Annotated in this window: 14 protein-coding genes; 7 read left to right on the top strand and 7 right to left on the bottom strand. The window is 64.1% G+C overall.

Translation table 11 applies throughout. From position 1 onward, the window contains the following. Nucleotides 1-185 precede the first annotated feature (185 nt). On the bottom strand, nt 186-932 hold the full coding sequence (locus ACEOAC_RS23945; RefSeq protein ID WP_077235831.1) for an SDR family oxidoreductase: 747 nt from the start codon (nt 930-932) through the stop codon (nt 186-188). A 179-nt stretch (nt 933-1,111) separates the two neighbouring features. Here ACEOAC_RS23945 and ACEOAC_RS23950 point away from each other — a divergent pair, with 179 nt between their 5' ends. Beyond that, on the top strand, nt 1,112-2,002 hold the full coding sequence (locus ACEOAC_RS23950) for a LysR family transcriptional regulator (RefSeq protein ID WP_413444173.1): 891 nt from the start codon (nt 1,112-1,114) through the stop codon (nt 2,000-2,002). A 40-nt stretch (nt 2,003-2,042) separates the two neighbouring features. On the opposite strand, the gene ACEOAC_RS23955 is transcribed toward ACEOAC_RS23950, so the two are convergent. Further along, nucleotides 2,043-2,786 carry a CDP-diacylglycerol diphosphatase gene (locus tag ACEOAC_RS23955; protein ID WP_413444172.1) on the bottom strand — a complete coding sequence of 248 codons (744 nt, stop codon included), beginning with the start codon at nt 2,784-2,786 and terminating at the stop codon, nt 2,043-2,045. A gap of 211 nt (nt 2,787-2,997) precedes the next feature. On the opposite strand from ACEOAC_RS23955, the gene ACEOAC_RS23960 reads away from it, so the two are divergent. Both ACEOAC_RS23960 and ACEOAC_RS23965 read left to right on the top strand, forming a co-directional pair. Further along, a complete protein-coding gene (locus ACEOAC_RS23960; RefSeq protein ID WP_241813603.1) occupies nt 2,998-3,462 on the top strand; it encodes an Lrp/AsnC family transcriptional regulator in 465 nt (154 codons plus the stop codon). Between the two features lie 131 nt (nt 3,463-3,593). Continuing rightward, nucleotides 3,594-4,688, top strand: a complete 1,095-nt coding sequence (locus ACEOAC_RS23965; protein WP_413444171.1) for a saccharopine dehydrogenase family protein — start codon at nt 3,594-3,596, stop codon at nt 4,686-4,688. Nucleotides 4,689-4,704: 16 nt separating this feature from the next. Here the strand turns inward: ACEOAC_RS23965 and ACEOAC_RS23970 are convergent, their stop codons facing one another. The 3 genes from ACEOAC_RS23970 to gcvA all read right to left on the bottom strand — a co-directional run bounded on the left by ACEOAC_RS23970 (nt 4,705) and on the right by gcvA (nt 7,358). Beyond that, nucleotides 4,705-5,466, bottom strand: coding sequence for a glucose 1-dehydrogenase (locus tag ACEOAC_RS23970; RefSeq protein ID WP_182993534.1), 762 nt, complete (start codon nt 5,464-5,466; stop codon nt 4,705-4,707). Nucleotides 5,467-5,529: 63 nt separating this feature from the next. Next, nucleotides 5,530-6,366, bottom strand: coding sequence for an EamA family transporter (locus ACEOAC_RS23975; RefSeq protein WP_413444170.1), 837 nt, complete (start codon nt 6,364-6,366; stop codon nt 5,530-5,532). 89 nt (nt 6,367-6,455) lie between these two features. Continuing rightward, nucleotides 6,456-7,358, bottom strand: coding sequence for a transcriptional regulator GcvA (gcvA, locus tag ACEOAC_RS23980; protein ID WP_413444169.1), 903 nt, complete (start codon nt 7,356-7,358; stop codon nt 6,456-6,458). Nucleotides 7,359-7,493: 135 nt separating this feature from the next. Between gcvA and ACEOAC_RS23985 the strand changes: the two genes are divergently transcribed. From ACEOAC_RS23985 to ACEOAC_RS23995, 3 genes are all read left to right on the top strand, one after another. Beyond that, complete coding sequence (locus ACEOAC_RS23985) at nt 7,494-8,156, top strand: transcriptional regulator (protein WP_039875813.1); 663 nt, start codon at nt 7,494-7,496, stop codon at nt 8,154-8,156. Between the two features lie 112 nt (nt 8,157-8,268). After that, complete coding sequence (locus ACEOAC_RS23990) at nt 8,269-9,249, top strand: threo-3-hydroxy-L-aspartate ammonia-lyase (protein ID WP_006464085.1); 981 nt, start codon at nt 8,269-8,271, stop codon at nt 9,247-9,249. Nucleotides 9,250-9,347: 98 nt separating this feature from the next. Beyond that, a complete protein-coding gene (locus tag ACEOAC_RS23995) occupies nt 9,348-9,707 on the top strand; it encodes a 5-carboxymethyl-2-hydroxymuconate Delta-isomerase (protein ID WP_077235840.1) in 360 nt (119 codons plus the stop codon). 171 nt (nt 9,708-9,878) lie between these two features. On the opposite strand, the gene ACEOAC_RS24000 is transcribed toward ACEOAC_RS23995, so the two are convergent. Next, a complete protein-coding gene (locus tag ACEOAC_RS24000; RefSeq protein WP_006464087.1) occupies nt 9,879-10,289 on the bottom strand; it encodes a hypothetical protein in 411 nt (136 codons plus the stop codon). Nucleotides 10,290-10,894: 605 nt separating this feature from the next. On the opposite strand from ACEOAC_RS24000, the gene ACEOAC_RS24005 reads away from it, so the two are divergent. After that, the gene (locus ACEOAC_RS24005; protein WP_241813608.1) at nt 10,895-11,989 is read left to right on the top strand and encodes a GGDEF domain-containing protein; all 1,095 of its coding nucleotides are present in this window, start codon (nt 10,895-10,897) and stop codon (nt 11,987-11,989) included. Between the two features lie 96 nt (nt 11,990-12,085). On the opposite strand, the gene ACEOAC_RS24010 is transcribed toward ACEOAC_RS24005, so the two are convergent. Beyond that, nucleotides 12,086-13,312 (bottom strand): arabinose transporter, encoded by a 1,227-nt coding sequence (locus ACEOAC_RS24010; RefSeq protein ID WP_413444328.1) that lies wholly within the window; start codon nt 13,310-13,312, stop codon nt 12,086-12,088. Nucleotides 13,313-13,379: the final 67 nt, after the last annotated feature.

The raw sequence follows: 13,379 nt of genomic DNA on the forward strand, positions 1-13,379 counted from the left end.
CGGCAATCATATAGAAAAGCACCGTGCTTGTCTGCACGGATGTCCGGCAGCGTTTGAAGCAAGCAACATGCCGTGCGCATTTCCTTGCCGTGGCGACAATGTCAGGACGACAAAAGGCGCCGGGCGGCATGTCTGCCGTCCCGACGCCTTCTATGGCAGCGGATCGCCTGAGGCCTGTGGAAAACTTAGAATTCCTGGGCCACCGGACGCAGCACCACTTCACTGATGTCCACATTCTCCGGCTGCTCGATGGCATAGGCGATGGCACGGGCCACCGAATCGGCGGGAATCTGGTTGGCTTCGTACCAGGCCTGCACGGCGGCCGAGGTTTCCTGGTCGCTGCTATGCGTCTTCAGTTCGGAATCCACCGCCCCCGGGGAAATGATGGTGGTGCGCACGCCCTCCGGTGCTTCGGTACGCAGGCCCTCGGAAAGTGCACGCACGGCAAATTTGGTGGCGCTATACACGGTTCCCATACCGGCGAAGACCTTGATCCCGGCCACCGAGGCCACATTGATGATGTGACCCGAGCCCTGGGCGGAGAAACGTGGCAGTGCAGCGGCCACGCCGTAGAGCACGCCCTTGATGTTGACGTCGATCATGCGGTCCCATTCCTCGACCTTGAGCTTGGCCATCGGTGCCAGCGGCATGATGCCGGCATTGTTGACCAGCACATCGATGCGGCCGAAGTGCTGCACGCCCTGCGCCACCAGCGCTTCCACATCGGCGCGGCGGGCGACGTCGGTGGTCACCGCAATGGCCTCGCCACCGGCGGCGGTGATGTCGGCCACCAATTTCTGCAGGCGCTCGGTGCGACGCGCACCCAGTACCAGCCGTGCGCCCAGGGAGGCCAGATGGCGCGCCGTGGTTTCGCCCAGTCCACTGCTGGCGCCGGTGATGACGATGACCTTGTTCTTGATGTTGTTGCTCATGATGAATCCCTTTCCATGGATAGTGTGAATGTCTGCCTATGTGTGTTGCTGATGCTGTCGGTGCTGCGGATGCTGTGGTTGCTGCGGTTACTGCATATCGATGGACGGATTATGGTCACGGCGACTATGCCAAACAATGGAAATGATAAGATTACAGAATTCCAATTCAAGGAATCATCATGCTCAACCGACTGGAGATGCTGCGTATCTTCTGTGCAGCCGCCGACGCCGGCAGCTTCAAGGATGCCGCCATCCATCTCGGCATTTCGCCGCAGGCGGTCACCCGCGCGATCCAGGAGCTGGAGCGGCTGCAGGGCGAGATGCTGTTCCACCGCAACACCCGCCAGGTGCGCATCACCAGCTTCGGCGAACAACTGGCCGAACGCGCCCGCACCAGCCTGCAGCAGCTTGATGGCCTGTTCGCCCCGGATCCGGCCAGCCCGCCGGACGACATGAGCGGCGTGGTGCGACTGGCCGCGCCCTCGGCACTGGGGCGCAGTCGCCTGTTGCCCATCGTGGAAAGGCTGGCCAACGCCCATCCCGGCCTGCGCTTCGACCTGCGCCTGACCGACCAGCGTGCCGACGTGGTCGGCGAAAAGATCGACATCGGCATCCGCGTGGGGGCGTTGCGCGACAACCGCTTCGTGGTGCGCCGGCTGGGCAAGACCCGCTTTCATGTCGTAGCCACCCCGCGCTTCCTGCGCCGCCACGGTACCCCCGCCAGGCTGGAAGACCTGCCCGCCCTGCCCTGTACCGGCATTCTCGACCGCGACACCGGCCGGCTGTGGCCATGGATGTTTGCCGGGGATCGCCAGATGAACGCCGACCATGCGCGCTTCGTCTGCGATGACTCGGAAGCGGAATACCTGCTGGTCAGGGATGGCATGGCCATCGGTCAGATTGCGGGCTTCCTGTGCGATGACGACATCGCCGCCGGACGCCTGGTGCCGGTGCTGGGGGAACATGAACCGGAACCCTGGGATACCTATCTGTACCGCCCGCAGCGCGGCCCGGTGCCGCCACGGCTGCGCCTGGTGTTCGATACGCTGGTACAGGAGCTGTCCGACTGAGGAACTGAGGAACTGAGGGCTGGGGGAGTGATCTGCTCCGCTACCAGCGGCAGTCGTGGTCCATCAGGACTTCGGCGCTGCCCGGCTCCTGCAGGGCGAAGTTGACCGGCATGTTGACCAGGAAGAAGCCGGCACTGCCGTCGGCCAGGCGCACCCCGGTCAGCAGCAAGGACTGCGAGGCCATGTTGGCGGCTGCATAGGTGCTGCGGGCGGCGGCCAGCCGGAAGGGATCATCCTGCTGCAGCGCATCGGCAGGCAGGCGCATGACCCAATAACGATGGCCCTCGAAATGCCAGGGTAGCCACTGCTTCAACGGATCGTCGCGATGCCCGGCCAGGCTGGCGGCAACGTCGCGCCGCATGCAGTCCATGTGCAGATGCAGGTGCAATTGCGAACGTGCGGCGGCGGAGTTGATTTCCACACCCAACTGCTCATCTTCCAGCGGGCGCCCCAGCGTCTGCGCCACGCGCCAGCGCTGTTCCCAGGCGTAGGCCCAGTAGCGGGGCGCATCCTCCCTTAACAGTTCCGGACTTTCGATACCGGTCAGGCGCCGGGTCGGCATCAGCAGGTACTGGGCCGGACCCACCAGATCCTTCAGGATCACGAAGCCGCGTTGCAGGTCCACCATGGCGCAGGGCTGCGGCTGCCCCCGCTCCTGCATGGATGGCACACATTGCTGGCTGGTGATTTCCCACAGCTTGTGGGGATCGGCGGCTGCGGTGGCGGACGGGCTGCACAGCAGCAAGAGAGGGCAGATCAGGAGCAGGCAAGAGAATGGTCGCATCGATGTCATTCCCGGCAGTAGGGCCACGGCGGCCCGGTTGCAGTGGGTGGCAGGCTGCGTAGATTACCACCTGGGCATGTCGGCTCCATGACAGCGACCATGGCAGGTATGTGGGCCGGCTCCTCTCCTATCTGATCCTGGACTACACTGACGCTCTGTAGCGCCATTTCGTCATTGTGTCGTATCCATCAACAGGACAGGAGAACCGGAAATGATCAGGCTGGACCACCTCGACGACATCGACCGACAACTGCTCTCCATCCTGCAACTGAATGCCCGGGAACCGGTGGCCGAGATTGCCCGCCGTCTGGGCGTGGCGCGCACCACCGTGATTGCACGCATCGCCCGGCTGGAGCAGGCAGGCGTGATCGGCGGCTATACCCTCAAGCTCGGAAACGACGTGGTCGATCCCAGTCTGCAAGCCTATGTGGGCGTCACGGTGCAGCCGCGCGCCGGGCGCGATGTGGTCCGCCGCTTCGGGCGCATCGCCGAAGTCCAGCAATTGTGTGCCGTCAGCGGCGAGTTCGATTACGTCGCCTGGCTGCGCGTGGGCACTCCCGAACAACTGGACAAGATCCTTGACCAGATCGGCGAGATGGAAGGCGTCATCAAGACCACGACCTCGGTGGTGCTGGCGCGCAAGATCGACCGGGGCGATGTGGCCAAGACCCGCTGACGCTACATAGTGACTAATTGACGCTACATATCGTCTGCAATATTGCTGCTTTCTGACGATCTGCCAATGTATTCTGTCGTGACGGCTACCTAGAATGAATCATCCGTTCACCTTCATTCTGGAGAGTCATCATGCGTACCGTCCTCCTCGGCTCCGGCCACATCGGCCAGACCATCGCCCGCCTGCTGGCCACTGCCGGTGATGGCCGCACTGGTCACCACACCCACGACTACAGCGTCACCATCGCCGACCGCGACGCCCACGCCTTGCAGGCAGTCTCAGGCCTGAATATCGAAAAGACGGTGGTCGATTCCACCGACCCACAGGCACTGGCGGCACTGCTGCGTCAGGCCGATGTGGTCGTCAATGCCCTGCCCTATCACATGGCGGTGCCGGTGGCGACGGTGGCGCGCCAGACCGGCACCCACTATTTCGACCTGACCGAAGATGTGCAGGCGACCGCAGCGATTGCAGCGCTGGCGACGGATGCCCCCACCGTCTTCATGCCGCAATGCGGACTGGCGCCGGGCTTCATCGGCATCGCCGCGCATCACCTGGCGGCCGGTTTCGACGAGGTACACGACATCAAGATGCGGGTGGGCGCCCTGCCGCAGTTCCCCACCAATGAATTGAAGTACAACCTGACCTGGAGCGTGGACGGTCTCATCAACGAATACTGCCATCCCTGCGCGGCGCTGCGCGATGGCGAGCGGGTCAGCGTCGACGCCCTGGCCGACCTCGAACATTTTTCACTGGACGGTGTCGAGTACGAAGCCTTCAATACCTCCGGTGGCCTGGGCAGCCTGTGCGAGACGCTGGCCGGCAAGGTGCGCAATCTGGACTACAAGTCGGTGCGCTATCCCGGTCACCAGCAGCGCATGAAATTCCTGCTGGGCGATCTTGGCCTGCGCCATGACCAGGCCCTGCTCAAGGACATCCTGCGCAAGAGCGTGCCGGCCACCATGCAGGACGTGGTACTGGTGTTCGTCACCGTGAGCGGGCTGCGCGATGGCAAGCTGATGCAAGAGGTCTTCACCCGCAAGATCTTTGCGCGGCAGTCCGATGGCCGCTGGCAGAGCGCCATCCAGGCCAGCACCGCAGCCGGTGTCTGTGCGGCGCTGGACCTGTTCCGCGAAGGCAGGCTGCCGGCCCGGGGCTTCATCCGGCAGGAGCAGATCGCCCTGCCGGATCTACTGGCCAACCGGTTCGGCGCGGTCTATGCCTGAGGCAGTGGCCGGCGGCTCACTTGCCGCCGGTGACATCAAGAAAGGTGCCGGTGATGAACGATGCTTCTTCGCTGGCCAGCCACAGGACGGCGCGCGCCACCTCTTCGGGCTGGCCGCCCCGGCCCATCGGGATACTTTCCCTGACCCGGTTGACCCGATCCGGCTCGCCGCCGCTGGCATGCATCTCGGTATAGATGTGTCCCGGCCGGACACAGTTCACGCGGATGCCTTCGCGAGCCACTTCCTTGGCGAAGCCGGTGGTGAAGGTCTCCAGCGCGCCCTTGGAGGCAGCGTAGTCGACATATTCATTGGGGCTGCCGAGCCGGGCCGAGGCCGAGGAAATATTGACCACCGCGCCGCCGCGTCCCTGGTAGCGATAGGCCATGCGCCGCAGCGCCTGCTGGGCGCACAGCATGGGACCGATGGCGTTGACCGCGAAGACACGCTGCATGCGTGCGTAGCCCAGGTCTTCCAGCCGTGACTGGCGCTCCAGCATCGCGGCATTGTTGACCAGCACATCGATGCGTCCGAAGCTGTCATCGATGGCGGCGAAGAGCCTGGCCACCTGCTCCGGATCGGCGCTGTCGGCCTGCACCGCCAGGGCGCGCTGGCCCAGCCTGCGCACGTCGTCTGCGACGGATTGCGCCGCCTGCTCGTTGGCGAGATAGCTCAGCGCGACATCGTAGCCGCGTGCAGCGGCCAGCCGGGCCGTGGCGGCGCCCATGCCACGGCTGCCGCCGGTGATGAGGATCAGAGGGGATGAGGAAGGGACGGACATGGTCGTTCTCCGAAAAAGTAAAACGTGAAACCTGTCTGGCGGCGCCTGGAGCCCATGTCCGCTTCAGCCGATCAGGACCGTGCCGGCAGCGATGGCGGCGCACGCCAGCAGGCGCGCCAGGCCTAGGGATTCACCCAGGAACAGGTAGCCGATCAGCGCCGCGAACAGCACGCTGGTCTCGCGCAGTGCCGAGACCGCGCCCATCGGTGCCAGGTCCATGGCGTAGATGACGATGCCATAGGCCAGCAGCGAGACCAGTCCCCCGGCAAAGGCGCGAGCGAATCCCGGCTGCAACATGAAGATCACACGCAGGCCGCGTGGGCGGCGCAGCGCGAGGTAGACCAGCGGCATGAGCAGTCCCCAGCCCGCTGACATCCACGCGGTATAGGCCAGCGGCGCCCCCGAAAGACGCACGCCGATGCCATCGACCACGCTGTAGGCCGCAATGAAACAACCGGTCGCCAGCGCATAAGGCAGGCCCGGCAGCGCCAGCCCGCCTCGGCGAAACGCCAGGGCTACGATGCCACCCGACACCAGTACGATACCCAGCAGAACCACCGCGCTCATCTGTTCACCTGCAAAGACGGCGGCACCCAGGGTCACCAGCACCGGCGAACATCCGCGTGCGATCGGATAGGTCTGGCCCAGCTCACCGGCCCGGTAGCTGCGCACCAGGAACAGGTTGTAACCGACATGCAGCAGCGCCGAGCCGGCTGCATAGGGCCAGCTGGCCGCTAGCGGCGAAGCCAGGAAGGGCATGGCAGCGAGGCTGGCCAGCGCCACTGCCATGCACATTACGGTCATCGACCAGAGGCGGTCGCCGCCGGCACGCAGCAAGGCGTTCCAGGCGGCATGCAGGAAGGCGGCGAAGAGGATGAGCAATACGATGGGCAGGGACATGCACCATGGTAAGCACGACCGGGCGCGGACCCAAGCGAAGTCTCCTCATCCCCACATGAGCAATTGCTCATGCCACGCGGTCATCAAGGTCAATAGCCTTGTGCCGCCTGCAGGGATTGCGCCATCATCCACGCGCGGAAGCTGGCCACATGCGGCTGCACCTCCACGCCCTGGGGGCAGACGAAGTAGTAGGCCAGGGGCGAAGGCAGGGCCAGCGTGAACAGCCTGACCAGGCTACCGCTGGCCAGCTCCTGCTCCACATGGCCGCTGCGGGCCAGGGCCACGCCCTGGCCCAGCAGGGCTGCTTCGATGGTCATGTTGGTATCGGCCAGCCGTACGTTCTCGCGCAAGGCCGGTGCCGTCACGCCGGCTTGCTGGAACCACAGGTCCCACTTGGGCACCATGTCGGCGCCGGCACGGGTGAGCAGGGGATAGCGCAGCAGGTCGGCCGGCTTGTGCGGCTTGCCCAGGCGCTGCAGCAAGCCCGGGCTGACCACCGGGAAGATCTGTTCGCGGAACAGGAACTCCGAGAACAGGCCCGGGTAGGGTCCGGTACCAAAGCGGATGGCCACGTCCGGCTCGCCGGGCATGAAGCGGATGGCGGCGTCGGTGGTCTCCAGCGTGACCAGGATGTCGGGATGGTCCTGCGCCAGATCGGGAAGTCGCGGCAACAGCCACTTGAGCGCGAAGGAATAGGTGGTGCTGACCTTGAGCCTGACGCGTCCATTCTGCTCACGCAGTTCGCCCAGGGTGGATTCCAGCTTCATGAAGAACTCCCGCACCACCGGCGCCAGCGCCGCGCCGGCTGGAGTCAGCGTGAGCGACTTGCCACGCTGGAACAACTGCACACCCCAGAGTTTTTCCAGATGCCGCAGCTGGTGGCTGACCGCGCTCTGGGTGACGTGCAATTCCTCGGAGGCGGCGGTGAAGGTGGCGTGCCGGGTCGCGACTTCGAAGGCGCGCAAGGTGGCGGTGGGGGGCAGGTCTCGCATGGGCCGGACTCTCGGAACGGGAGGTCGTCAGCATCGCCAACCTCGTATGAACGGATGCTCATGATAGCAAGCGCCGGCCCGGGCTGCGCAAGGCAAGCTGCGGCGGAGTATACGTAAAGTCTAATTTTAGATAATATGTATTGCATGACTTCACGCTCCCGCAAAAAGAAACCCGACCGTCCCGACCATGCCCTGCTGCTGTCGCAATTGCAGCAGGTGGCCCTTGGGCTGGGCGAGACCTTCGCCCCCTTCTGCGAAGTGGTGCTGCACGACCTGCGCGATGCGGACCATTCCATCGTGGCCTTGCACAACAACCTGTCCGGGCGCGAAGTGGGCGACGCCACCACCGAACTGGGCCTGGCACGCATCGCCGACGAAAGCTATCCGCAAGTGCTGACCAACTACGCCAACACCCTGCCCGACGGGCGCCAGGCCAAGAGCACGTCGATCGGCATCAAGGACGCCGATGGCAAGTACGTGGCGGCGCTGTGCATGAACATCGACCTGACGCTGTTCGGCGCCTTGCAGGGCATGCTGCGCCAGTTCGGCGGCATCGATGGCGCGGTGCGCGTGGCCGAGACGCTGGAGCCGGCCGGCGCGGACGCCCTGCGCAGTCGTATCGACGATTTTGCGACGCGCCTGTCGACCACGCCGCGCAGCCTCAAGGCCGAGGACCGCCGCCAGTTGATGCGCGAGCTGCGCCAGAGCGGCTGCATGGATGTGCGCCGGGCGGCCGAGATCGTGGCAGCGCACCTGGGCGTCTCACGTGCGACGGTCTACAACGACGAGAAGGACTGACCCGCCCCGCACCGACGTCGGCTCATCCTTCTGATTGCGCTCTCGAATCCCTCTGACTCCTGTCTACTCCCTTCGACTCTCATCGACTCCACCCTGCCTCCAAAGGAAAATCATGATCCCCGTTTCCAGCGCCACCGAATTGCCCAGCTTCGCCGATGTCCTGCTGGCCGCCGAACGCATCAAGCCCTGGGCGCACAGGACGCCGGTGCTGCGTTCGCGCACTGCGGACGCCGAGCTTGGCGCGCAACTGTTCTTCAAGTGCGAAAACTTCCAGCGCATGGGCGCCTTCAAGTTCCGTGGGGCGATGAATGCGCTGTCACAATTTGATGCAGACCAGCGTCGCCACGGGGTGATCACCTTCTCTTCCGGCAATCACGCACAGGGGACGGCGCTGGCCGCGCAGTTGCTGGGCATCCCCGCAGTGATCGTGATGCCGCAGGATGCGCCGGCGGCCAAGGTCGCCGCCACCCGTGGCTATGGCGCCGAAGTGGTCACCTATGACCGCTACACCGAAGACCGCGAAGCCATCGGTGCGCGCCTGGCGGCCGAGCGCAAGATGACGCTGATCCCGCCCTACGATCATCCGCACGTGATGGCCGGCCAGGGCACGGCCACGCTGGAATTGCTGCAGGAGACCGGACCGCTTGATGCGCTGTTCGTCTGTGTCGGTGGCGGCGGCCTGCTGTCGGGTGCGGCACTGGCGGCCCGCGCGCTGGCGCCGGACTGCAAGATCTACGGCGTGGAACCGGAGGCCGGCAATGATGGCCAGCAATCGCTGCGCGCCGGTCATGTGGTCCACATCGATACCCCGAAGACCATCGCCGATGGTGCGCAGACCCAGCACCTGGGCAAGTACACCTTCGAGGTGATCCGCCAGCTGGTGGACGACATCCACACCGTCAGCGACGCAGAACTGATTGCCGGCCTGCGCTTCTTCGCCGAACGCATGAAGATGGTAGTGGAGCCGACCGGCTGCCTGGGCTTTGCTGCCGCCCGCAAGTTAAAGGACCAGTTGCAGGGCAAGCGGGTGGGCGTGATCATCAGCGGCGGCAATGTGGACCTGGGCAAGCTTTCCGCTTACCTGGCCAGCTAATCGTTTACACCAATATCATCGTCGGCGATTTTGGCTTACAGTCGCAGGCAGCCTTAGCCCGCACACCCCTCATCTACCTAACAAGGATTGGAACCACCATGCCCCATCTCGTAGTGGAATACACCGGCAATCTCACCCTCGACGTACAGCCCACCCTGCTCAAGCTCAACCAGGCACTGGTGGCCAGCGGGCACTTTGACGAAAACGCCATCAAGGCGCGCGCCGTGCGTCTGGATGACTACCTCGTCGGCACCGCCGCCGATGCCAAGCGAGCCTTCGTGGCACTGCGCCTGTCCATCCTGACCGGCCGCACGCTGGAAGAAAAGAAGCAGGTCGCCGACCTGCTGGGCGCGGCCATCCAGAAGGACCAGAGCTGGCCGGCACAGACCCAGGTGCAGATCACGGTGGACGTGGTGGACATGCAGCGCGAGACCTACTTCAAGCTTGCCGTGCAGTAAGCGCGGCAGCGCCCACAGCACGCGAGGGGAAGCGTTCCCTTGATCTGCGTGGGTGCTGGAACGCAGGAACGAAAAAGCCGTCCGGTATTTGCCGGACGGCTTCTTTTTTGGTGCTGTCGATGGGGGTGCGCTGACCGGTATTGTTCTTCTGCAAGGTCAGCAGCAATGTCCTCAGGAGGCCAGCGCCGGCTCGCGTGCGACTTCGCGGAACTGCACCACATTGCCTTCCGGATCGAAGCCATCGCAGGCACGGAAGTCCGGCCCGCTCCATTCGGCGTCGGCGGGCTTCATGCCACCGCCGAGCTGTTGCGTGCTCAACCTGGCCTGGGCCAGCGAGCGCACCGGCAGGAACAGCTTGACCGGCACGTTCTCACGCAACACCGGTGGCGCGCTGATTTCCAACGTGGCTGCTGCGGCGGGCGGAATGGCATGGATCACCAACAGGAAATCCTCGGCCTCGATCACTACCTTTTCTGCATGGGCATGCTTGGGAACCACCGCCAGCACCTGCGCATAGAACGCGGCGAGGCGGGCTACATCTTTGGCGAACAGGACTGCGCCTGCTTTGGGCTGGGTCGACATCTCTGCTTTCAAAAACGTTGATCGGATCTAGGGCCTGTTCACACCTGATATCCGATTGCGGATGTGAACAGGCACTACAAGGAACGGCAGAGTTTATTTACGAGCGCGCAGCTTTGCAAGCATTAATCGTCACCTTGTGGCGACATGATTTTGTCGCCTCATGGCGACGCCTGAATGTCGCCTCTTTTCGCTCTATTGCAGAGCAATATAAGAATCCGCTGACACGCGAAAGTGGCGCTGTCCGATGGGCATTTCCGAGGGCGCAATTTATTGTTACGCATCGCCGTGAAGACACTGGCAAAACGTCAATTGTCGGCATGATCAGCGAAGCTGTTCTTATGTGATCGGAATGGCATCGTTTCCGCTACAACGAGGTATAAATTGTAAGCGGATGTTCCAAAGCGGTTTACTTCGGGACGTGATCTGCTACCTTGATGTCGCAGGGCAACATGATGTGCGGTGATGTACGGTTGATGAAGAAGAAAAATATTTCCGTCCGCGCACCAGACCACCAGAACATCCTGCACCGTCCTCCCCACTGCCTCACACGAAGCACCGACGGTGAATCAAATAAAACGAAACCCAACCCTCACGAGCAACGCGCCATGAACATTCGAGATTTGCACGCCCAGTACACTCCCGAACGCTCCCTCTTCCAGCGTACCCAAGGCCGCCAGCGCGGACTGACCGACACCCGCGTCGAACTGGCGCACACCGACAGCGACGCCGACGCCTGGCTGGAACCGGCACTCTCCGACTTCATCTCGCTGGCCTCCAGCGTGTGCGGTACTCCCATGGGCATGTTCAGCCAGCTGCATCCCGACATCGGCCTGCAGCAACCCTATCTGTCGGTGATCAACGGCCGTGGCGACAGCCGCAACCAGTGGTGGCACTTCCCCGGCCAGACAGGCGTGCTGCGCAATGCAGTGGACTTTTCCTTGTGCGACATGGCGGCCCGCACGCCGGGCGTGGTGACCGAAATCACCGATCTGCGTACTGTCGAACGTTTTGCTGTCAGCGCCCTGGCCAATGGCACCCCACCGGTGCGGTTCTACGCCGCCGTGCCGCTGGTGTCGGGCAATGGCGACATCATGGGCACGCTGTGCGTGATGGACCGCGAACCACGCGCCCTGTCCGCTACGCAACGTGATGCCTTCCTGAAGCTGGGCCGCCAGCTCGAAGCCCTGCTCGACAGCCATCGCGCCATGCAGAAGCTGGAGCAGCAGACCATGACCGACTCCTTGACCGGCATCGGCAATCGTCGCAGCTTCGATTCGCGCCTGCGCGAAGAATGGACCCGCCACCTGCGCAATGCGCGACCGCTGTCGATGCTGATGGTGGATGTGGATTATTTCAAGCAGTACAACGACACCTACGGTCACCCGGCCGGCGATGCCATGCTGCAGCAACTGGCAAGGGTGCTGCGTTCACCGCTGCGTGCCAGCGATTTCCTGGCCCGCTACGGTGGCGACGAGTTTTCGCTGATCCTGCCCGATACCGACGAGACCGGCGCACAGCAGGTTGCCGATCGCATCAAGCAGGCGGTGGCACGGGTGAAGTGGCCGCATACCGATATCGAGATCAGCCTGGGCGCAGCCACGGTAACGCCCTCCGAAATGTGCGACTTCAGCGCACTGCTGCATGCGGCCGACCAGGCCATGTACCAACGCAAGCACGGCCGCAATCCACGCAACGCCTGAAGTCTGCAGGACCCGCTGCAAACCAATGACGCCGCTGCACAGACAGCGGCGTTTTCATGTCAGCGCCCTAGGGACTGACGCGCTACGCAACGGTGCTCATGTCCCCTCGCCGGGTGAGCGCATCAGATGCAGCGCCACCACCATCGACAATCCCACCAGGACCGCTCCCGCCAGGTACACACCCTGCACACCCACCTGGCTGGCCAATGCGCCGGCCAGGGGGCTGGTGACGCCCAGCGACAGATCAAGGAAGGCCACGTAGGCGCCCATGGCTAGGCCACGGGTCTGGGGTGGCGCGCGGCGCATCGCCTCCACGCCGAAGCCGGGGAAGGCCAGCGAATAGCCGAAGCCGGTCAGGGCTGCACCGGCATAGGCCAGCGCGCTGGCATCGGCCTGCCAGATCAGCAACTGACCCAGGGCTTCGATCAGCACGCAGACCAGTGCCACCCTGGCGCCACCGATGCGATCAGGCAGATGCGAAAACAGCAGGCGGGCGATGATGAAGGCCACGCCGAAGCTGGTAAAGGCCAGCGATGAGTCGCCCCAGCCACGTGCGGCGAACAGCAGCGCGATGAACGCAGTGATGACACCGAATCCGACACTGGACAGGGCCAGCCCCAGCCCAGGTTGCCATACCGCGCCCAACACCTTGTAGAAGGGCGTGCGACGACTGGCGCCGGGTGCCACCGGGCGCAGGCCGGCGATGAGCGCCAGTGCCAGCAGGGCGATGGCCAGGCTCACCAGGCAGATGCCGGCAAATCCATATACATGGCTGACCGCCACCCCCAGCGGCGCTCCGCAGGCCATGGCGGCATAGATGGCGATACCCAGCCAGGCCATGACCTTGCCGCCATGCTGCGGACCGACCAGCGCAATGCCCCAGCTCATGGTGCCGGTGACCACCAGGCTCTCGCCCAGGGCCAGCACCACGCGGCCGGCGAGCAGGACCAGCACCGACAGCGCAGGTCGATCCAGCAGAGCCAGGGAAGCAAGATAGATCAGCGCCGAAACCGCAGCGGCGATGAAGCCCATGACCACCGCGCGCTTGGCCCCGTGCAGGTCGGCCTGGTTGCCGGCCCAGGCACGGGACAGCAGGGCTGCCGCGAACTGTGCGCCAACCACCACGCCGACCATGGTGGCATTCATGCCCAGGGCATCCTTCAGATGCAGGGGCAATACCGGCAACTGCAGGCCGATGGTGAGAAAGGCGATGAAGACCGCCAGCGTCAGCGGGGCGAGCCTGAGAAAGACGATGAAGGACGCCGCGCCGGGGCTGGCCAGCGGCGTCAGGGAAGCAGGCTTGTCAGCCGGTTTGATAGTCATGGTATGTCCTTGGAGATAGACGAGGTGAGGATGCCTGCCGGGCCTGCACCGTTCCGATTGAAGGTCG

The organism is Herbaspirillum frisingense, assembly GCF_047325095.1.
In the GTDB taxonomy this organism is placed as follows: Bacteria; Pseudomonadota; Gammaproteobacteria; order Burkholderiales; family Burkholderiaceae_D; genus Herbaspirillum; species Herbaspirillum frisingense.

What these genes read in the sequence shown, in the direction of transcription:
- ACEOAC_RS23945 (WP_077235831.1), bottom strand. Translation starts at nt 932, where the DNA reads ATGAGCAACAACATCAAGAACAAGGTCATCGTCATCACCGGCGCCAGC.
- ACEOAC_RS23950 (WP_413444173.1), top strand. Translation starts at nt 1,112, where the DNA reads ATGCTCAACCGACTGGAGATGCTGCGTATCTTCTGTGCAGCCGCCGAC.
- ACEOAC_RS23955 (WP_413444172.1), bottom strand. Translation starts at nt 2,786, where the DNA reads ATGCGACCATTCTCTTGCCTGCTCCTGATCTGCCCTCTCTTGCTGCTG.
- ACEOAC_RS23960 (WP_241813603.1), top strand. Translation starts at nt 2,998, where the DNA reads ATGATCAGGCTGGACCACCTCGACGACATCGACCGACAACTGCTCTCC.
- ACEOAC_RS23965 (WP_413444171.1), top strand. Translation starts at nt 3,594, where the DNA reads ATGCGTACCGTCCTCCTCGGCTCCGGCCACATCGGCCAGACCATCGCC.
- ACEOAC_RS23970 (WP_182993534.1), bottom strand. Translation starts at nt 5,466, where the DNA reads ATGTCCGTCCCTTCCTCATCCCCTCTGATCCTCATCACCGGCGGCAGC.
- ACEOAC_RS23975 (WP_413444170.1), bottom strand. Translation starts at nt 6,366, where the DNA reads ATGTCCCTGCCCATCGTATTGCTCATCCTCTTCGCCGCCTTCCTGCAT.
- gcvA (WP_413444169.1), bottom strand. Translation starts at nt 7,358, where the DNA reads ATGCGAGACCTGCCCCCCACCGCCACCTTGCGCGCCTTCGAAGTCGCG.
- ACEOAC_RS23985 (WP_039875813.1), top strand. Translation starts at nt 7,494, where the DNA reads ATGTATTGCATGACTTCACGCTCCCGCAAAAAGAAACCCGACCGTCCC.
- ACEOAC_RS23990 (WP_006464085.1), top strand. Translation starts at nt 8,269, where the DNA reads ATGATCCCCGTTTCCAGCGCCACCGAATTGCCCAGCTTCGCCGATGTC.
- ACEOAC_RS23995 (WP_077235840.1), top strand. Translation starts at nt 9,348, where the DNA reads ATGCCCCATCTCGTAGTGGAATACACCGGCAATCTCACCCTCGACGTA.
- ACEOAC_RS24000 (WP_006464087.1), bottom strand. Translation starts at nt 10,289, where the DNA reads ATGTCGACCCAGCCCAAAGCAGGCGCAGTCCTGTTCGCCAAAGATGTA.
- ACEOAC_RS24005 (WP_241813608.1), top strand. Translation starts at nt 10,895, where the DNA reads ATGAACATTCGAGATTTGCACGCCCAGTACACTCCCGAACGCTCCCTC.
- ACEOAC_RS24010 (WP_413444328.1), bottom strand. Translation starts at nt 13,312, where the DNA reads ATGACTATCAAACCGGCTGACAAGCCTGCTTCCCTGACGCCGCTGGCC.